We start from the raw sequence: 19,376 nt of genomic DNA on the forward strand, positions 1-19,376 counted from the left end.
GCAGAGGAGGGGATCGGCCAAATCTGGGGCCGACCGGAGTATTTTGCGGTCAGAGCCCGGCGACGGTTGCAAGCCGCGGGAAGGCCTTGATGCGGACCTCGTCGATCGGGACTGGCCGGCCGAGATAGTAACCCTGACCGAGCTCGATGCCGAGTTCGTGCATCAGTTCGACGTGGTCGGCCGTCTCCAGGCCCTCAATCAGGATCTTCAGGCCGCGATTGCGGATGAGCCGGATGATGTCTTCGAGCATGGCGCGTCCTGCTGGGCGGCGAGCATCCTGCAGGAAGGAGCGATCGATCTTGACCGTGTCGAAGGGGAAGAGCCGCAGCCAGGAGAGACCGGCAAAGCCGGTGCCGAAGTCGTCGAGCCAGATGCGGATGCCGAGCGCCTGCAGGTCGGTGATGCAGCGGATGACGTCCGACTGGCCTTCCATGTCGATGCCTTCGGTGATCTCGAAGGCGAGCTGAGATCCGGAAACGCCGGTTTCCTCGAGGATCGTCGAAACGGCAAGCGCAAAGCCACGCGATTTCAGCTGAATGGCCGAGACATTGACGCTCGCCATCGGCGCGATGCCGGTTGCCAGCACCTCCGTGCATGCGCGGCGGATCGCCCAGAGACCGAGATCGAGGATCGCGCCGGTCCGTTCGGCGACGGGGATGAACTGAGCCGGCGACAGCGGCGTGCCGTCGATCATCTTCAGCCGCATCAGCGATTCGACCGCCTCGACCCGGCCGGTGCGCAGGTTCTGGATGGGCTGGTAGACGAGATGCACGAGATCGTTCTTGATCGCCATGCGCAGGGTCGCGGCGATGTTCTCGTTGTCGTCGCTGGTCAGCGGATCGTTCGGGTTGAACAGCCGGATGCAGTTGCGCCCATTGGCCTTGGCCGAATAGAGCGCCCGGTCGGCCTCGTTGATGATGCGCTCGAGCTTCGGACCGCTCTGCGGACGTGTGTAGGAGGCCCCGACGCTGACCGTAACGACTGCCTGGCCATCGCGCCGCTGGTCGTGCACCAGATGCAAGCCTTCGACGGCGCTTCGAATGATTTCGCAGAGCGCCATGACCTGATCGCGGCCCGTGACGCGCGACAGCACGATGAACTCCTCGCCACCATAACGGCCGACGGAAGCATTGAGCGGTTTCAGCGTGTCATTGAGCACGCTTGCCACCAGGATCAGGCAGCGATCCCCAGCCTGATGGCCATAGAAATCGTTGTATTTCTTGAAGAAGTCGACATCGACCAGAATGGCCGCGAAGGCTTTCCCCTCACTTTGCCAGTCCGTCCAGTAATCCCGGAGACGCTTGTCGACCGCGCGACGGTTTTCGACCCCGGTCAGGTAGTCGGTGTTCGAGAGCCGCTCAAGCGCGACGCCCCGCTTTTCCGCTTCCCGATGCTGATGTGCAGCCTCCAGCGCATTGAGAAAAACGTTGTAGCGCTCGCCGTTCAGTTTCCAGTTCACATAAGAGGTGAAGATGAAGCAGGAAACATAGAACAGACCGAAATTGATCATATAGACCGGGTCACTCGGGAACATGGCGACCATGCTCGCGAGAAGAACGCCCAGCACGACGATTGATGTCACGACCGAGAGAACAAAGGGAAAAATGAAGAACAGGTTGGCTCCCATCATGAAGATGGTGCCGAAGATCATATAGAGCCTGATACTCTCGATGGCGGTCGTCTCAAGGGCGGGGATGAGCCAGAACAGATAGCCTGCGACGATCGAGATTGCTGAGATGCTCTCAATCCCGCGCGGACCAACCTTGGCCCAGCAGCACACTTCAAGGACGACCAGTGAAAGCAAGGCAACGATGAAACGCGCCAGTATGGTCGTTGCTGCGACGTCAGGAATGAGGATCACGTCGCTCGCGGCGAACAGAAGGTAGACCAGAACCGCCACCCAGAGACCTTGCCTGGCTGCCGTTACGCGTGCAGGCCCGGTATGCGTCTCGTAGATTTGGCGCAGCGTCGAGGGAGGAGCCTGCGTTGGGCAGGACTTCCCCGTCGCCTCGAGATCGTTGAGCGCAGCGTGCGACATGATCGGTTCCATCGGTCTCCACAGCTTCGCGATCGAGTTCGGGTTCGACAGGTTCATCTGTCCGTCTGCCCCTAACCCTCACTGCGTGCTTTCTCAAACCGCCGGGAGCGCTCTCGCAACTGCGAAAGACCCGACAGACATTGTCGCGTCCAAAGTCAAAAAGCTTCAGAGCCGATCCCCAAGCCCTGACAGAGTACGGGCATCGGCGCCGTTAACCAAACTCCTCAAAAGTTACCAAATCGAGTCGCGCATTCTCACAACTGCACATATGGTATCTGAAGTATTAACGAGTTTTGCGTTTTTCACGGCGGTGCGGCGTATGAGACATATTGATTTTTCCCTCGATGGCGAGAGCCTGATTACTCCAGAAGCAATCGCAGCCCATGTTGTGGCACCAGGCACAACTTGGGGCGAGCAAGAGTTTCAAACGGCACGGACGGCGCTTGGCCTTGCCCTCGGCATTGCGCTGCAGCAATTCGAGCAGGGAGCGGAACCCAGGCAAATCATTCACCGGATCGCAGGCTCTCTGCATGAGCTGCGCATGCGGTACCCGGCCAGCATCTGGCAGCAACTGATCCCGATCGCTCAACAGCACCCGGTATCACGCTATTTTCTAGAAGACCCGTTTACCCGCTGGTCCTTCGAAAAGCCTCGTGGCTATTCGGGTGATGCGCAGCTCCTTGACTTTATCTACGGCCATTCAAGCGTAGCGGAATGGATCGAAAACGCATCTCCGCTGGGGAAGGCGCTTTACGACTACACGAAAGACGCATCGTCATCGGTGGCAGTGCGCGAGCGTCGTGATCTTTTCACGCAACATGTTGATGCAATTGCTTCTTCTCGTGGCGGAGACGCAGAGGTGCTCACGATCGCCGCCGGTCATCTGCGGGAGGCAAATCAGTCTGTCGCCCTCAAGGAAGGTCGTATCAAACGCTGGGTGGCCCTCGATCAGGATCCACTGAGCGTGGGCTCCATCAGCCGTGATTTCTCAGGGACCTGCATCGAGGCGGTTGACGGTTCTGTGCGCGGGATCCTCGGCGGTCGCCATGATTTCGGCAAGTTCGATTTCGTGTATGCGGCAGGCCTTTACGACTATCTGAATGACAAGGTGTCGATTAAGCTCACGCAGCGTTGCCTGAACATGCTGAAGCCGAACGGCGTCTTCCTTTTCGCCAACTTCGCGACCGACATCATGGTCGACGGGTACATGGAAACCTTTATGAACTGGGCGTTGTTGCTGCGGTCCGAAACGGACATGTGGCGCATCATCAATGGCAGCGTTGGTGACCTGCCAATCGAAGGCACCGTTCGTTTCGGCGAGAATCGGAACGTCGTCTACGGGATCATTCGCAAGCTGTCCTGAAATGAAACAGCCCGCTGCCCTGTTAACGGGTGGCGGGCTTTATGTACCAAAACGAGACTGGCCATAAACCAAGTTTTGCGAGTTTACCCCTCAGCATCTACTGTAAACCGCGCCCAGCCCTGGCTCATCAGATGCTCCTGCGGCTGGAAGCGGGTCTTGTAGCCCATCTTCTTCGAACCCTGGACCCAGTAGCCGAGATAGACATGCGGCAGGCCGAGGGCCTTTGCGCGGCGGATATGGTCGAGCACCATCATCGTGCCGAGTGACCGCTTCTCCATTTCCGGGTTGTAGAACGAATAGACCATCGACAGCCCGTCGCTCATCAGATCGGACAGGGCAACGGCGATGAGTTCGCCCCGTGGCTGGGCCGTGATGCCGTCGCCGGGCGTGCGCAGCCGATACTCGATCACCCGGGTCTGCACGTGACTGTCCTCGACCATGATCGCATAGTCGAGCGCCGACATGTCGGACATGCCGCCGTTCTGATGGCGGTGATCAAGATAGTGGCGGAAAAGGGAAAACTGTTCGGTCGAGGGCTGGGCCGGAAAGACGGTCGAAACCACGTCGCGATTGGTGGCTTCGATGCGCTTGAAGCTGCGGCTCATCTCGAATTCGTTGACCAGAACCCGGACAGAGACGCAGGCGCGGCAGGATTCGCAGGCCGGGCGATAGGCAATGTTCTGCGACCGACGAAATCCGCCCTGCGTCAAGAGGTCGTTCATTTCGGTGGCGCGCGGCCCCACCAGATGGGTGAAGACCTTCCGCTCCATCTCTCCCGCCAGATACGGGCACGGCGCCGGCGCCGTGAGGTAGAATTGCGGGGAGGGGGAGGTCTGCGTGTTCATCTGCCGCCGAGAGAATCCTCTAGCCTGTCCTGTTCGAAGTAGGATGGCGCAAGAATGAAAAAGGTCAACACTCCGGCTGAAAAGCCGGAGTGTGACGTCTGTATGAGGAATGTGAGGCTTAGTAGGTGCGGACGGCGGCCGTGCCGAGCAGCAGGTCATGCACCAGGCGCGACCGCTCGATGAACAGACCGGCCAGCAGGACCAGCGGCGTGAGCACCGAGTTCAGGATCCAGAACAGTGCCAGATGCGCAATCGCAGTGATGAAGTCGATCTTGCGGCCGTCGACACGCACCATCGCAATGCCCATCATGCGCATGCCGGGCGTCGCCTGCGAAGGACCGGCCATCGACATGCCAAAATAAAGGCCGGCAACCACGAAGAAGAGGATCGGGTAGAGCAGCCAGCCGAGGCCGAGCGTCAGGACGCCGAGAAAGAAGACGACCACGGCTGCCGGGATCCAGAGGAAACCGATGAACAGGTAGTCGACAAGGAAGGCGAAGACACGCCGCGAAAGCACGCCGCTATAGGCGCGCCAATCTTCAGGTGCGGCATAGGACGGGTTGCTGTCGAGGCTCATGGCGGGCTCCTTTGAGGTTGTGCCTCAGATATGGGGAGCCCCACGCCGAATACAATAATCCGTGAACGTCAGCCCTGCTTGGCAAGCAGCCGCGCCACCTCCGGCGCGAAATAGGTGAGAATGCCATCGCAGCCGGCGCGCTTGAAACAGAGCAGCGTTTCGAGCATCGCCCGCTCTCCGTCGATCCAGCCATTGGCGGCTGCCGCCTTGATCTGGCTGTATTCGCCGGAGACCTGATAGGCAAAGACCGGGAGCCCGAAGGCTTCCTTCAGACGCCAGCAGATGTCGAGATAGGGAAGCCCGGGCTTCACCATCAGCATGTCAGCGCCTTCTTCCACGTCGAGGGCCGCATCACGGACGGCTTCCGTGCCGTTGGCCGGGTCGATGTAATAGGTCTTCTTGTCGCCTTTCAGCAGACCGCTGGTCGAGATCGCCTCGCGATAGGGCCCGTAATAGCAGGAGGCGAACTTCGTGGCATAGGACATGATGCCGACGCTCTGGTGACCGGCGGCATCGAGCCCATGGCGGATTGCGCCGATGCGGCCATCCATCATGTCGGAGGGGGCAATGATGTCGGACCCGGCATCGGCCTGGGCAACGGCAGCGCGCACCAGCTGATCCACCGTCTCGTCATTGACGATTTCGCCGTCCCGCAAGATCCCGTCATGGCCATGGCTGGTGAAGGGATCGAGCGCCACATCGGTGATCACCCCGATGTTCGGCACCGCCTTCTTGATTGCGGCCGTTACCTGATTGAGCAGATTGTTGCTCTTCAGGACCTCAGAGCCGGTCTGGTCGCGCAGCTCCATTTCCACATTGGGAAAGGTCGCAAGCGCGGGGATCCCGAGATCGGCCGCCTCTTTGGCCGCCTCGACGGCCTTGTCGATGCTCATGCGGTGAACACCAGGCATGGCCGCGATCGGCTCCATGATGCCGGTGCCGGGCACCACGAAGATCGGCCAGATCAGGTCGTCGACGGTCAGACGGTTCTCCTGAACCATGCGGCGCTGCCAGTCGGCCTTGCGCAGGCGGCGCATGCGCCTATGGCCGGTGACTGCGTCTACCAGATGTGTCTTGTCCGTCATGAGCGTGATCCTCGTCTGCGTCAGACTGCTGATTAGCACGATGCCCTGAGCTTGCAAAACCTCAGCCGGCACCAGGGGCCGCCTGCGTCGCCAAACCGCACTGGGCCAAGCCGAGCTTCGACAAGCCGCGCTTTAACATCAGCGGGGGAGGGCGTAGCCACCAAGCTGGCGAAGACCTTGTCGCAGGCCTATCCTCGCGCCCATGGAAGCTGATTCGACCAACACGCCCATCCGGAGCCTGACCGAAACCATCTTCGTGCTGTTCCTGCGCGTCGTGGCGTTGTCCTGCCTCTGGTTCGGTCTGCAATATTGGGCGCTGCTCGTCGGCTACAGCCATGATGGCCTGGGCCGTTTCGATCTCCTGTCCACACCCTGGCGCGTTGCGGCCACGGCGCTCGCCGTCGTCTTCCCCGTTGCTGCGCTCGGGCTCTGGGTCGCCGGCTCCTGGGGCCCGGTCATGTGGCTGCTGGCAGCCGGCGGGCAGATGCTGATGTTCACCGTCTGGCCGGAGATCTTCGGCCGCAACACGCTCGCGGTTGCCATGCATTCGGTGGTCTTCGTCGTCTATGCCGTTTTCCGCCTGGCGTTGTGGCTCGAAGGGAGACACAAGCAGGAGCGTATAACGGTTGATTTACCCTGATACGACAAGTGGCTTCGGTAAGCCTCTGTTAAGCCTGCGTTTTAAATAGAATTTTATGCGCATTGGATACGGTCCTCACCAAGGCGGGAGAAAAAACCAACACCGCCAAACAAAACAGTGAGGCAGACCGATATGAACACCAAGCTCAAGCCGCAGCCGGCCACTCTCGACCCGCAGGAAGAAGCGATCCGTTCGCTCTACCTCGAATCCCTCCACCTCGTCGAGCGTCTTCACCGCCGCCTTCTCGACGTTATCAAGGACGAGTTCGACCGCAAGGGCCGCTCCGACATCAACGCCGTCCAGGCGCTCCTGCTCTTCAACATCGGCAATTCGGAACTGACAGCCGGTGAACTGCGCTCGCGCGGTTACTATCTGGGTTCCAACGTCTCCTATAACGTCAAGAAGCTCGTCGACCTCGGCTTCATCAATCACCAGCGTTCGCGTGTCGACCGTCGCTCGGTCCGCATCAGCCTGACCGATGCCGGCCAGGAGATCGCCGAAACCGTTGCCAAGCTCTATGAGCGTCACATCGGCTCGATCCAGAAGGTCGGCGGCATCGGCACCGACGAATTCACCCAGATGAACAAGCTCCTGCAGCGCCTCGACCGCTTCTGGAACGACCAGATCCTCTATCGCCTCTGAGTTGCTCGAACGACGACCTCCTCAAGCGATCCACCGCTCGAAACCGGATGCTTCCTGGGAAGCGTCCGGTTTTCGCTTTTTGAAGCCTCACGACATCGGAAGAGCCCTACACAGTGTCGTGACGGAAGTCGCACCTGACACGAATTGGCCATATTGATATGGGACCGCCGGAACGAGTAGAGGGGGCCGTCTCGACAGCCTCTGGTCAACCCCGCAACGCATGTCTCAGCCAGTTTGGCGGCGCTTTGTTAACCATGGCGCGATATGCGTTTTGTTCAGGTTCAGGATGAAACGGTAGGGAATATGTCCAAGACGTCTGGAATTGTTGCTCTTTCGCGCCGCTCGCTGCTTCGCGGTGCCGCCGCTGCCGGTGCTGCGGCATTTGCCGGACAGGCCATGGCGCAGGACGCGATCAATGACCTGATCAACGCGCCCCGCCGCGGCAATTGGGACGACCAGTTCGACGCGCAGGCATCGCGCACGGCTCTGGACGTGGTCTCCAACAGCCCGATTCTGAGCGCCAACAACCTCGTCTACATGCAGCAGGCGATCTCGCAGTATCAGATGATCGTGTCGAATGGCGGCTGGCCGATGGTCAATGCTCCGGCTGCCCTGCGCATCGGCGCCATGGATCCGTCCGTTCAGAGCCTGCGCCAGCGCCTGATGATCGCCGGCGACCTGCCGCGTGAAGCCGGCATCTCCAATTCCTACGATTCCTACGTCGAAGCAGCCGTCAAGCGCTTCCAGGCCCGTCACGGCCTGCCTGAAGATGGCGTTCTCGGCGAGTTCACCGTCAAGGCGCTGAATGTCGGCGCAGACGTCCGTCTGAACCAGCTGAACACCAACCTGATCCGTCTCCAGTCCATGTCGGGCGATCTCGGCCGTCGCTACGTGATGGTCAACGTTCCCGGCGCCTCGGTCGAAGCGGTCGAGAACGATCGCGTCGCGCTTCGCAACACCGCCGTCGTCGGCCGCATCGACCGCCCGACCCACATGATCAATTCCAAGATCTACGAAGTCATCCTCAATCCGTACTGGACCGCGCCGCGCTCGATCGTCGAGAAGGACATCGTGCCGCTGATGCGCAAGGATCCGACCTACCTGACGCGCAACAGCATCCGCCTGTTCGACGGCAACGGCAATGAAGTGGCGCCGGAAACGGTCGACTGGAACGCCGCCAAGGCACCGAATCTGATGTTCCGTCAGGACCCCGGCAAGATCAACGCCATGGCCTCGACCAAGATCAACTTCCACAACCCGAACAACGAATACATGCACGACACGCCCCAGCAGGGCCTGTTCAACAAGCTGATGCGCTTTGAATCCTCAGGCTGCATCCGCGTGCAGAACGTGCGAGACCTGGTCACCTGGCTGCTGCGCGATACCCCCGGCTGGTCCCGCCAGGAAATCGAGCGCGTCATCACGACCCGCCAGAACAACCCGATCAAGCTCGCCGAGGAAGTGCCGGTCTACATCGTCTACATCACGGCATGGTCGACGAACAACGGCATCGTCCAGTTCCGCGATGACATCTATCAGAAGGACGGCGACGCGCAGCTTGCGCTGCAGTCCAACATCGGCGTCGAACAGTTTGCCGGTTCCGTCGACGAGGACCTGGTGCCGCTGCAGTAAGCCGACGCAGCAGCTCGCATCCACAGAAAGCCGCGCCTCGTGCGCGGCTTTTTCATGAGAGGCTGCGGCCTTTCGCCCGAGCGCGTCAATTGATCTGCAAATGTCGCTCTTCGTATTGCTCTCAGGACTGCGGAAGTTTAAGACCCCACAGCATCAAACGCTTTTGAGGAGCCAGCGATCATGTCGAACAACGATGCCTTCTTTTCTCGTTCTCTCGCCGATACGGATCCGGAAATTTTCGGTGCGATCGAGAAGGAACTCGGTCGTCAACGTCATGAGATCGAACTGATCGCCTCCGAAAACATCGTCTCCCGCGCCGTGCTCGAAGCCCAGGGCTCGATCATGACGAACAAGTATGCGGAAGGCTATCCGGGCAAGCGCTACTATGGCGGCTGCCAGTTCGTCGATATTGCTGAAGAACTCGCAATCGAACGCGCCAAGAAGCTCTTCGGCGTGAACTTCGCCAACGTTCAGCCGAACTCGGGTTCGCAGATGAACCAGGCGGTCTTCCTTGCGCTGCTGCAGCCGGGCGACACCTTCATGGGTCTCGACCTGAACTCCGGCGGTCACCTGACCCATGGTTCGCCGGTCAACATGTCCGGCAAGTGGTTCAACGTCGTCTCCTACGGCGTTCGTGAAGACGATCACCAGCTTGATATGGATGACGTTGCTGAAAAGGCCCGCACCCACAAGCCGAAGCTGATCATTGCCGGCGGCACCGCTTACTCCCGCATCTGGGACTGGAAGCGCTTCCGCGAGATCGCTGACGAAGTCGGCGCTTACCTGATGGTCGACATGGCCCATATCGCCGGTCTCGTTGCCGGTGGCCAGCATCCGTCGCCGTTCCCGCACTGCCATGTCGCGACCTCCACGACCCACAAGTCGCTGCGCGGCCCGCGTGGCGGCATGATCCTCACCAACGACGAGGATCTGGCGAAGAAGTTCAACTCGGCCGTCTTCCCGGGTCTCCAGGGCGGCCCGCTGATGCATGTCATCGCCGCCAAGGCCGTCGCCTTCGGCGAAGCGCTGCAGCCGGAATTCAAGGACTATGCCGCACAGGTCGTGAAGAACGCCAAGGCGCTGGCCGAGACCCTGATCAAGCAGAACCTCGACATCGTCTCGGGCGGTACCGACAACCACCTGATGCTGGTCGACCTGCGCAAGAAGAACGCCACTGGCAAGCGCGCGGAAGCCGGCCTCGGCCGCGCCTACATTACCTGCAACAAGAACGGCATCCCCTTCGACCCGGAAAAGCCTTTCGTCACCTCCGGCATCCGCCTCGGCACGCCGGCAGGTACGACCCGCGGCTTCAAGGAAGCGGAATTCACCGAAATCGGCAATCTGATCGTCGAGGTTCTCGATGGTCTGAAGGTTGCTAATTCCGATGAAGGCAATGCCGCCGTCGAAGCGGCCGTACGGGACAAGGTCGTCGCCCTGACGGACCGTTTCCCGATGTACCCCTACATGTAAGGCTGGACGTGGATGCGCTGCCCCTTCTGCGGATCGGATGAAACCCAGGTCAAGGACTCGCGACCGGCGGAGGACAACACCTCCATCCGCCGGCGTCGCATCTGTCCGGATTGCGGGGGGCGCTTCACCACCTTCGAACGGGTGCAGCTGCGCGAGTTGATGGTCTTGAAGAAGACCGGTCGCAAGGCGCCCTTTGATCGCGACAAGCTGGTGCGGTCCTTCCAGATCGCACTGCGCAAGCGTCCCGTCGATCCCGACCGCATCGAGCGGGCGGTCTCCGGCATCGTGCGTCGTCTGGAAAGTTCCGGCGAAACCGAGATCTCCTCGGAGGAAATCGGCCTGCAGGTGCTCGAGGCCCTGAAGACGCTCGATGACGTGGCCTTTGTTCGCTACGCCTCGGTCTATCGTGACTTCAGCCACGCCGAAGACTTCGAGAATGTCATTTCCGAGATCAACGCCAAGATCTCCAGAGACAGCACGGCGGATTGACGACGTGTCGATTACGGCCCGCGACGAACGGTATATGCGGGAGGCAATCAGGCTTTCCGAAACCCATGTCGGCCGCACCGGTCCCAATCCCTCGGTCGGTTGCGTCATCGTCAAGGATGGCGAAATCGTCGGGCGCGGCGTCACCGCCTTAGGCGGTCGTCCCCATGCAGAACCCCAGGCCATTGCCGAAGCCGGCGAGAGGGCGAGGGGAGCCACGGCCTATGTCACGCTCGAACCTTGCTCTCATCATGGAAAGACGCCGCCCTGCGCCAATGCGATCGTCGCGGCCGGCATCGCCCGCGTCGTCGTTGCCGTCGCCGATCCCGATCCGCGTGTGTCGGGTCGAGGTCTGAAAATCTTGGCCGACGCCGATATCGAGGTCACGATCGGCATCCTGCAGAAGGAAGCCAGGCGCGCCATGGGCGGCTACCTGACACGGCAGACCAAAGGTCGGCCTCAGGTCACGCTGAAACTGGCCGTATCCGCAGATGGAATGCTTGGAAGGCTGGGGGAAGGGCAGGTGGCCATCACCGGTCCGGAGGCCCGCGCTGAAGTACATCGTCTGCGGGCGGAAAGTGATGCCATCCTTGTCGGCATCGGAACGGCTCTTGCCGATGATCCGGAGCTGACGGTGCGCTTGCCAGGGCTGGAGGACGCGTCTCCCATTCGCATCGTTCTCGATCGGCGGGCCGAACTGCCCCCGACATCGAAACTGGCGACAACCGCAAAGAGCGTACCCGTCATCGCCGCGGTCGCTGCTGGTTCAACTGGCCATCGATTGGCACTTCAGGACCTGGGTGTGGAAGTCGTTGACGCAGTGGGAATAGAGGATCTGCTTGCGCTCCTCGCCCAACGCGGCGTTTCGTCTCTGATGGTCGAAGGCGGCGCACGCGTCGCCTCCGATCTGTTGGCCCGGGGACTGGTCGACCGGATCCACCTCTATGATTCATCCGTCACCATCGGACCCGGCGGCATCGCCTCGCCGATAACGGCTGACCACCTTCCCGCAGGTTTCGTCCGCGTAGATGAGCGGAAGGTGGGGGCGGATCGCCTGCAGATCTTCGAGCGACTGCCGGCCTCTGCCTGGGTTTAGCGCCAGAACAGCAGGATCAGGATGATGAGCGGGATCGGTACGCCGATCAGCCAGAGAAGAATGCCGCGACCCATGGGTGCCTCCAGAAGCGAGTGTTGCGAGGCAACCGCGTCGGGTGCCTTTCGACTGCGAAAACACCCGTCTATGCCTAAAGGTTCCATGGCGTGAAAAAGCCCCCGTTCTGGGAGAAACGGGGGCAGAGTTGGGGACTGGGAGGAGGGGTAGGCGATATCAGCGGACGTAGAAGGTGACGCTTCCATCGGCGGCGCGCTCGGCGCCGACGATATTGGTCAGTTCGACGTTCTGCGCCTGCAGCTTCTGCGCCAGCGAATGGTTGGCGATGACCGAGGCCTGCAACTGGCGCGTTTCGGGAGAGCTCTGCGAAACGGCGGCAAAGCGTTCATGCGCGGCATCATGCGTTCTCAGCGAGTCGATCCGAACCACGTCGAAGTCGGAAGCCGGCAGCGTCTGGATGGTGCTTTCGATCTTGCTTTCGGGAGCGCCGCTGGCGGCTGGCATGGCGGCATAGCTTTCGGCGCCGAAGGCAATGGCGGAGAGTGCCGTGGCACTGAAGATGGCTGCAAAGCGATTCATGGTCCTGTTCCTTTCGAGGATGTTTGCGATGGCGGGGGATTCCGTCGCTCGCTTGCAAGACTGAAGCTGGGATTGGTTTGTGGCAAAATCCAGCCTCTAAGTGTATGAATTCCATTAAACATTTGTCACGATATGTGCCCGATTTTCGCCTGCATTAGCGAGAGTGGAACAACAGTGTCAGGCCGGTAAACTGGGCTTTGGCAAAATGCGCGCCCGCGTCGCAGGTCTGTCCTGCCGCAAAAACACTTGCCTTCCGGGATATGGCGTGGTTTGACCGCGTTTCTGTTCGGCCAGCGGCCGCAATCACATTCAAGATCGGATCGGACCCATGGTAGATAAGTCGGCTTCGCCGCATTTGCTGATCGTCGAGGCACGCTTCTATGACGACATGTCGGACGCTCTTCTGGACGGCGCCAAGCACGCTTTGGACGAGGCTGGCGCGACATTCGACGTCATCACGGTGCCGGGTGCACTGGAAATCCCGCCGGCAATCGCCATGGCTCTGGACGCCATGGACGATGAAGGCACGCAGTATGACGGCTTCATCGCGCTCGGCATGGTCATCCGCGGCGAAACCTATCACTTCGACATCGTCGCCAACGAATCCTCCCGTGCGCTGATGGACCTTGCTGTCTCGGAATCGCTCGCGATCGGCAACGGCATCATGACCGTCGAGAACGATGAGCAGGCCTGGGCGCGCGTCAAGCGCAGCGAAAAGGACAAGGGCGGCTTTGCGGCCCGAGCGGCGCTCTCGATGATCGAACTGAAAAAGAAGCTGGGTGGCTGAGCGATGACGGGCGAAGGAAAGCATCCGGTGAAGCCGGCAAACCAGCGTGGCGCCGCGCGTCTCGCCGCCGTTCAGGCGCTGTACCAGATGGACATCGCCGGCTCCGGCGTCCTCGAGGTCGTCGCCGAATACGAAGCGCACCGTCTTGGCCAGGAAGTCGATGGCGACACCTATCTGAAGGCGGACGCCTCCTGGTTCCGCTCGATCGTGGCCGGCGTTGTCCGCGACCAGACCAAGATCGATCCGATGATCGCCAAGGCACTGCAGGACGATTGGGCACTGTCGCGCATCGACAGCACCGTGCGTGCTATTTTGCGTGCCGGCACCTTCGAATTGATCGAGCGCAAGGATGTGCCGATCGCCGTCATCGTAACTGAGTATGTCGAGATCGCGCAGGCCTTCTTCCCGGACGACGAGCCGAAGCTGGTCAACGCCGTTCTCGACCGCATCGCGAAACAGGTTCGCGCACCGGCGCAGAAATAGACGAGAAGCAGGATCAGGCAGATGAGCATCGCGACTGAGGCAGGGCTGGACGGACAACTCTCGACAGCCCGGCGCAACGTCGGATTGCTCGCTGTGGCTCAGGCGATCCTCGGCTCCGCGCCGCCGCTCGCTTTTGCCGTCGGCGGCCTTGCCGGCTTCCAGATGCTCGGGGCGGACAAGTCGCTGGCGACGGCCCCGCTGACCGGCTTCAATGTCGGTGTTGCTGTGGGCGCGGTTGTCGTTGCCGCCGCGTCCCGCGTGCTCGGCCGCCGTGAGAGCTTCATGGTTGGCGCCCTGATGGGTGCCCTTGGCAGCGCGCTTGCGGCCTTCTCGCTCATCCAATCGAACTTCTGGCTCTTTGCCTTTTCGCTGATGCTGATGGGCATCTCCGGCGGCTTCACCCAGAAGATCCGGTTTGCTGCCGCCGACGCATCGCCGAGCTTCTACAAGGGCAAGGCGATCTCCTGGATTCTCGCCGCCGGGATCATTTCGGCAATCGCCGGTCCGCAGATCGCCATCTGGCTCAAGGATGCGCTCGCGCCCGTGACCTTTGCCGGGGCTTTCCTCGGTATGGTGCCGCTGCTCCTCTGCGCGATCGCCGTCCTCTTCTTTCTGAGGCTGCCCACCATTGCTGAGAAGAAGGCCGAGGCCGCCGGTCCGACCCGCCCGCTGAGCGAGATCGTCATGACGCAGCGGTTCCTGACCGGCATGATCTGCGGCATCAGTTCCTACGCGCTGATGACCTTCATGATGACCGGCGCGCCGCTGGCCATGGTCATCGGTTGCGGCTTCTCCTCCGAACTCGCAACGCTTGGCATCCAGTGGCACGTCATCGCGATGTTCGCGCCGAGCTTCTTCACCGGGGTCCTGATCACGCGTTTCGGGGCAGAGAAGGTGGTCGCGGCGGGCCTTCTGATCCTCATGGCCTGCGCTGTCCTCGCCCATTGGGGCATCGAACTCTGGAACTTCTGGGGCGCGCTGGTCCTGCTTGGGATCGGCTGGAACTTCGGCTTCATCGGTGCGACGGCCATCGTCGCTTCGAGCTATCGTCCGGCAGAGGCCGACAAGGTCCAGGGCTTCCACGATATCATCCTGTTTTCGACCGTGGCGCTCTCGTCCTTCTCCTCCGGCAAGGTCTTCACCGCCTTCGGTTGGTCGGTGATGAACCTGATCATCTGGCCGGTGACAATCGCCTGCCTCATTCTCGTCCTTCTGCAGCTGCGCGCAGCCGCACGCAAACCGGCTTAAGTTCCCTCAGCACTGCGAAATATGCGTACTTGACGGCACGAAAAGCGCGACGCAATCTCGCCACGCGTTGACGAGGTCTCGGAGGAGGGGGCCTGAGTCTGCGAGTCACGGCCCGCGATGAGTGAGGCGCGGGCAATACGGGAGGGTATTGCGAATGACGGTTCTTCTAGGCGTAATTTTATGCGGACTTCTGTCCGTGGTCTACGCGGTCTGGGCGACACGCTCGGTGCTCGCGGCGGACCAGGGCAATGCCCGAATGCAGGAAATTGCAGGCTATATTCGCGAGGGTGCTCAGGCTTACCTCACTCGGCAATACCTGAACATCGCGATCGTCGGCGCCGTTGTTTTCGTCGCCACATGGTTTCTTCTCTCCGGCTCCGCAGCCATCGGCTTCCTGATCGGTGCCGTGCTGTCGGGGGCTGCCGGCTTTATCGGCATGCACGTCTCTGTCCGCGCCAATGTGCGCACGGCCCAGGCGGCATCGCACAGCCTCGCAGCCGGTCTCGACATCGCCTTCAAGTCGGGCGCCATCACTGGCATGCTCGTCGCAGGCCTCGCCCTGCTCGGCGTCTCCATCTACTTCTACATCCTGACTGCTATACTGGGGCACGAAAGCGGCTCGCGTGAAGTCATTGACGCGCTCGTGGCGCTGGGCTTCGGTGCTTCGCTGATCTCGATCTTCGCCCGTCTCGGCGGCGGTATCTTCACCAAGGGCGCCGACGTTGGTGGGGACCTCGTCGGCAAGGTGGAAGCTGGCATTCCGGAAGACGATCCGCGCAATCCGGCGACGATCGCCGACAACGTCGGCGACAATGTCGGTGACTGCGCAGGCATGGCCGCCGACCTTTTCGAGACCTATGCCGTCTCGGTGGTCGCCACCATGGTTCTGGCCGCAATCTTCTTTGCCGGCTCGGCCGCACTCGACATCGCGATGATCTACCCGCTCGCCATTTGCGGCGCCTGCATCATCACCTCGATCATCGGCACCTTCTTCGTCAAGCTCGGCACGAATGGCTCGATCATGGGCGCGCTCTACAAGGGTCTGATCGTCACCGGCCTTCTGTCCGTAGCCGGCCTGGCATTTGCCACCTCGCTCACCATTGGCTGGGGCACGATCGGCACGGTCGCCGGCATGGAGATCACGGGCGTCAACCTGTTCATCTGCGGTATTCTCGGTCTCGTCGTCACGGCGCTGATCGTCGTGATCACCGAATACTACACGGGCACCAACAAGCGTCCGGTCAATTCGATCGCCCAGGCATCGGTCACCGGCCACGGCACCAACGTCATCCAGGGTCTCGCCGTGTCGCTGGAATCGACGGCGCTGCCGGCCATCGTCATCGTCGGTGGCATCATCGCAACCTTCCAGCTCGCCGGTCTCTTCGGCACGGCGATCGCCGTGACCACCATGCTCGGTCTCGCCGGCATGATCGTCGCCCTCGACGCTTTCGGCCCGGTGACGGACAATGCCGGCGGCATCGCTGAAATGTCCCATCTGCCGCCGGAAGTGCGCAAGTCGACCGACGCACTCGATGCCGTCGGTAACACTACCAAGGCCGTCACCAAGGGCTATGCCATCGGCTCTGCCGGTCTGGGCGCGCTTGTCCTGTTCGCCGCCTATGCCAACGACCTGCAGTATTTTGCTGCCAACAGCGACCAGTATCCCTACTTTGCCGGCATCGGCGACATTTCCTTCAGCCTCGCCAATCCTTACGTCGTGGCAGGCCTGATCTTCGGCGGCCTTATCCCCTACCTCTTCGGCGGTATCGCGATGACGGCGGTTGGTCGTGCGGCAGGCTCGATCGTGGAAGAAGTGCGCCAGCAGTTCCGCAGCAAGCCGGGCATCATGCAGGGAACCGACAAGCCGGACTATGGCCGCGCCGTCGACATCCTGACGCGCGCTGCCATCAAGGAGATGGTCATTCCGTCCCTGCTGCCGGTCCTGGCACCGCTGGTCGTTTATTTCGGCGTGCTCCTGATCTCCGGCTCCAAGGCCTCCGCCTTCGCAGCCCTCGGCGCGTCGCTGCTCGGCGTCATCGTCAACGGCCTCTTCGTTGCAATCTCCATGACCTCGGGCGGTGGTGCCTGGGACAATGCAAAGAAGAGCTTCGAAGACGGCTTCATCGACAAGGATGGCGTCAAGCACCTGAAGGGTTCGGATGCCCACAAGGCCTCCGTCACCGGCGACACGGTCGGTGATCCCTACAAGGATACGGCTGGCCCTGCCGTCAATCCGGCGATCAAGATCACCAATATCGTCGCGCTCCTGCTGCTCGCCGTTCTCGCAGGCTGAGCAGGCACGCAAAAGAAAAAGACCGCGGAAGGCGACTTCCGCGGTCTTTTCATGTCTGGATCCAGGTGGACGGCGAGGTCCTCCTAGGTGAGGCGGCCTTACTGGCCGCCGAGGATGTTGCGAACGCTGTTGGCTGCACCGCCGCCGCCAGCCAGAAGCTGCTGCAGGAAGGTGAGGTCGCGACCACCGGTCGGGGTCGTGCGGGAAATCGTGTCGAACACCTTGCCGTCCTGCAGGGTGTAGTTGGCGCGCTGGGTCACGACGCCGTCCTTGTCGAAGTAGATCGCCAGGATCTGCTGGTCGACGAGGCGCTGCTTCATGAAGGCAACGGGGCGAGTACGCTTCTGGGAGATGTAGTAGAACACCTCGCCGTCGAAGGTCGCCGTGGTCGACGGTGTGCCGAGCGACAGCAGGACCTGTTCGCGGCTCGAGCCGACCGGCACGAGATCGAGCGCCGCCTGGTCAACGACGTAGCCGTTGTGGAAGACTTCGGATGTCTGGCAGGCGGAGAGGCCAAGTGTGACGGCAAGAGCAAGTGCGGTCGTGCTCAGGAGCTTCCTGTCCGACTTGAAAATCCTGATATCCACGCAAACGTCTCCCATGACTGTCGATGGCGCCTGCCAGCGCCGGAATGCTTCTGCGCATAGCATTGTGGCCTTTCCGGGGAAAGCTGCCGCAAAGCCCGCACTGCCGATTTGCCAAGCATTCTGCCGCAGGATGCGGCATCGCTGCCGGACATCGGCATTGCAATTCACGCCTGCTTCGGTAAACCAGCTTTCGCAATCATGCAACACGACCACGTCCGGGCTCACCACTTCGGTCGGCTCTTTTTGGTGGAATTGGATGGTATTCGGCTTCTTTCGACAGAAAAGAAACAATCAGGTGATCGTCGAGCGGCAATACGGCGCGCTGACGGCGGCTGCCCGCACGCCTGCCTTCTATCTCGACATGAACGTGCCCGACACGGTGATCGGTCGCTTCGAGATGCTGACGATCATGCTGATTCTCTATTTCCGCCGCACGGCAAAGTCCCCGCGCAGTGGCCAGGAGATCGCCCAGAACATCATCGACGCCTTTTTCGAAGACGTCGATCATTCGATCCGCGAGCTGGGCGTCGGCGATCCCGGCGTTCCCAAGCGCATGAAGAAGCTTGCCGGCATGTATTACGGGCGCCTCGAATCCTATGCGGCGGCGCTCGATAAGAACGACCACCAGGAACTGGCTGCCGCCCTGAAGCGCAACATCCATCCGGAAGAAGGCGATGCCGCCCCCTCCATGCAGGCGCTGGCCGACTGGATGTTCGAGGCCGAGCGGGCGCTTTCGGCCCTGGACGAGAACGAAATCGAGACGGGCATGGCCCGAATTGCGGTTCCGGGAGCCTGAACGCCAACGGGCGCCGCAAGGTGCCGGGGCGTGGACAGGGCCGGACGCAGCCGAAAGGAACGACGATCATGACAAGCAGCAATAAGAAGGATGGCAACGAGTTCAGCTACCTCGTGAAGGTCGGCCACGTCTCGGCCAATCCGGTTCAGGTGCATGTCGAGGCCGATGAGCGCGAGCGGGCGGGGCTTGCCGAATTGTGGAAGGTCGAGGGCGTGAACCGCCTGGCCGCCGATCTGCAGATCGCCCGCTGGAAGAAAGACGGTGTCCGCATCAAGGGCCATGTCTCCGGCGAAGTGGTGCAGGCCTGTGTCGTGACGCTGGAGCCTGTCGTCACGACCATCGAGCAGGAAATCGACCAGATCTTCGTGCCGGAAGGCTCCAAGCTCGCCCGCATCGTGCTCGATGGCGCCGGCGAAATGGTGCTCGATCCTGATGGCCCTGATCTTCCCGAGCAGTTCACCGGCGACACCATCGATGCGGGCGCGCTCGTTGCAGAATTCGCTGCTCTGGACATCGATCCCTATCCCAAGAAGGCGGGTGTGACCTTCAAGGAGCACATCGAAAGCAGGGACGAAGCGGAAAAGAAGCCATCTCCCTTTGCGGTCCTGAAGGACTGGAAAAAGGATTGATCATCCCCCATCTGCACCTGCGGGTGGGTTGTGTGCCGAGTGAAAAGCGCTATTTTGGCCGAAAATATCGCTGACCAGCGATGAA

At 61.2% G+C, this 19,376-nt stretch carries 20 protein-coding genes; 13 read left to right on the top strand and 7 right to left on the bottom strand.

The genetic code is table 11. The features are described from left to right. Window positions 1–49: 49 nt before the first annotated feature. The gene (locus FAA86_RS05910) at window positions 50–2,038 is read right to left on the bottom strand and encodes a putative bifunctional diguanylate cyclase/phosphodiesterase (protein WP_136538908.1); all 1,989 of its coding nucleotides are present in this window, start codon (window positions 2,036–2,038) and stop codon (window positions 50–52) included. 319 nt (window positions 2,039–2,357) lie between these two features. On the opposite strand from FAA86_RS05910, the gene FAA86_RS05915 reads away from it, so the two are divergent. Next, window positions 2,358–3,401: a class I SAM-dependent methyltransferase gene (locus FAA86_RS05915; RefSeq protein ID WP_136539040.1), complete on the top strand. Its 1,044-nt coding sequence runs from the start codon at window positions 2,358–2,360 to the stop codon at window positions 3,399–3,401. An 83-nt stretch (window positions 3,402–3,484) separates the two neighbouring features. Here the strand turns inward: FAA86_RS05915 and FAA86_RS05920 are convergent, their stop codons facing one another. The 3 genes from FAA86_RS05920 to hemB form a co-directional block, all read right to left on the bottom strand. After that, entirely contained in the window at window positions 3,485–4,246 is a 762-nt protein-coding gene (locus FAA86_RS05920; protein ID WP_136538910.1) for an arginyltransferase, read from the bottom strand. A gap of 118 nt (window positions 4,247–4,364) precedes the next feature. After that, window positions 4,365–4,823 (bottom strand): RDD family protein, encoded by a 459-nt coding sequence (locus FAA86_RS05925; protein WP_136538912.1) that lies wholly within the window; start codon window positions 4,821–4,823, stop codon window positions 4,365–4,367. Between the two features lie 68 nt (window positions 4,824–4,891). Next, entirely contained in the window at window positions 4,892–5,908 is a 1,017-nt protein-coding gene (gene hemB, locus FAA86_RS05930) for a porphobilinogen synthase (RefSeq protein ID WP_136538914.1), read from the bottom strand. Window positions 5,909–6,110: 202 nt separating this feature from the next. On the opposite strand from hemB, the gene FAA86_RS05935 reads away from it, so the two are divergent. The 6 genes from FAA86_RS05935 to ribD all read left to right on the top strand — a co-directional run bounded on the left by FAA86_RS05935 (window position 6,111) and on the right by ribD (window position 11,874). Next, complete coding sequence (locus tag FAA86_RS05935; RefSeq protein ID WP_113459341.1) at window positions 6,111–6,548, top strand: DUF6163 family protein; 438 nt, start codon at window positions 6,111–6,113, stop codon at window positions 6,546–6,548. Between the two features lie 132 nt (window positions 6,549–6,680). Continuing rightward, window positions 6,681–7,190: a transcriptional regulator LdtR gene (gene ldtR, locus FAA86_RS05940; protein ID WP_102021346.1), complete on the top strand. Its 510-nt coding sequence runs from the start codon at window positions 6,681–6,683 to the stop codon at window positions 7,188–7,190. A gap of 303 nt (window positions 7,191–7,493) precedes the next feature. Continuing rightward, entirely contained in the window at window positions 7,494–8,822 is a 1,329-nt protein-coding gene (locus tag FAA86_RS05945) for a L,D-transpeptidase family protein (RefSeq protein ID WP_136538916.1), read from the top strand. Window positions 8,823–9,002: 180 nt separating this feature from the next. Next, the gene (gene glyA / locus FAA86_RS05950; RefSeq protein ID WP_113459343.1) at window positions 9,003–10,292 is read left to right on the top strand and encodes a serine hydroxymethyltransferase; all 1,290 of its coding nucleotides are present in this window, start codon (window positions 9,003–9,005) and stop codon (window positions 10,290–10,292) included. A gap of 12 nt (window positions 10,293–10,304) precedes the next feature. Next, window positions 10,305–10,781: a transcriptional regulator NrdR gene (gene nrdR, locus FAA86_RS05955; RefSeq protein ID WP_113459344.1), complete on the top strand. Its 477-nt coding sequence runs from the start codon at window positions 10,305–10,307 to the stop codon at window positions 10,779–10,781. A 4-nt stretch (window positions 10,782–10,785) separates the two neighbouring features. Continuing rightward, the gene (gene ribD, locus FAA86_RS05960) at window positions 10,786–11,874 is read left to right on the top strand and encodes a bifunctional diaminohydroxyphosphoribosylaminopyrimidine deaminase/5-amino-6-(5-phosphoribosylamino)uracil reductase RibD (protein WP_136538918.1); all 1,089 of its coding nucleotides are present in this window, start codon (window positions 10,786–10,788) and stop codon (window positions 11,872–11,874) included. Here ribD and FAA86_RS24520 read toward each other — a convergent pair. Together FAA86_RS24520 and FAA86_RS05965 are read right to left on the bottom strand one after the other, a co-directional pair. Then, window positions 11,871–12,035, bottom strand: a complete 165-nt coding sequence (locus FAA86_RS24520) for a hypothetical protein (RefSeq protein WP_167494873.1) — start codon at window positions 12,033–12,035, stop codon at window positions 11,871–11,873. The two genes, ribD and FAA86_RS24520, sit on opposite strands and share 4 nt — an antisense overlap. A 70-nt stretch (window positions 12,036–12,105) precedes the next feature. Next, on the bottom strand, window positions 12,106–12,468 hold the full coding sequence (locus FAA86_RS05965; RefSeq protein WP_136538920.1) for a hypothetical protein: 363 nt from the start codon (window positions 12,466–12,468) through the stop codon (window positions 12,106–12,108). A gap of 328 nt (window positions 12,469–12,796) precedes the next feature. Between FAA86_RS05965 and ribH the strand changes: the two genes are divergently transcribed. The 4 genes from ribH to FAA86_RS05985 all read left to right on the top strand — a co-directional run bounded on the left by ribH (window position 12,797) and on the right by FAA86_RS05985 (window position 17,279). Further along, entirely contained in the window at window positions 12,797–13,255 is a 459-nt protein-coding gene (gene ribH, locus FAA86_RS05970; RefSeq protein WP_113459347.1) for a 6,7-dimethyl-8-ribityllumazine synthase, read from the top strand. A gap of 3 nt (window positions 13,256–13,258) precedes the next feature. Then, the gene (gene nusB, locus FAA86_RS05975; protein WP_136538922.1) at window positions 13,259–13,738 is read left to right on the top strand and encodes a transcription antitermination factor NusB; all 480 of its coding nucleotides are present in this window, start codon (window positions 13,259–13,261) and stop codon (window positions 13,736–13,738) included. Window positions 13,739–13,759: 21 nt separating this feature from the next. Beyond that, window positions 13,760–14,986 (top strand): MFS transporter, encoded by a 1,227-nt coding sequence (locus FAA86_RS05980; protein WP_136538924.1) that lies wholly within the window; start codon window positions 13,760–13,762, stop codon window positions 14,984–14,986. A 154-nt stretch (window positions 14,987–15,140) separates the two neighbouring features. After that, window positions 15,141–17,279, top strand: a complete 2,139-nt coding sequence (locus FAA86_RS05985) for a sodium-translocating pyrophosphatase (protein ID WP_113459350.1) — start codon at window positions 15,141–15,143, stop codon at window positions 17,277–17,279. A gap of 98 nt (window positions 17,280–17,377) precedes the next feature. Here FAA86_RS05985 and FAA86_RS05990 read toward each other — a convergent pair whose 3' ends face one another. After that, window positions 17,378–17,866 carry an outer membrane protein assembly factor BamE gene (locus tag FAA86_RS05990; RefSeq protein WP_374725513.1) on the bottom strand — a complete coding sequence of 163 codons (489 nt, stop codon included), beginning with the start codon at window positions 17,864–17,866 and terminating at the stop codon, window positions 17,378–17,380. 256 nt (window positions 17,867–18,122) lie between these two features. Between FAA86_RS05990 and FAA86_RS05995 the strand changes: the two genes are divergently transcribed. Continuing rightward, window positions 18,123–18,662, top strand: a complete 540-nt coding sequence (locus FAA86_RS05995; RefSeq protein WP_136538926.1) for a ubiquinol-cytochrome C chaperone family protein — start codon at window positions 18,123–18,125, stop codon at window positions 18,660–18,662. 68 nt (window positions 18,663–18,730) lie between these two features. After that, entirely contained in the window at window positions 18,731–19,291 is a 561-nt protein-coding gene (locus tag FAA86_RS06000) for a YceD family protein (RefSeq protein WP_136538928.1), read from the top strand. Window positions 19,292–19,376 lie beyond the last annotated feature (85 nt).

Origin of the sequence: Rhizobium rosettiformans W3, assembly GCF_004912135.1 — a bacterium.
Lineage (GTDB): Bacteria > Pseudomonadota > Alphaproteobacteria > Rhizobiales > Rhizobiaceae > Allorhizobium > Allorhizobium rosettiformans.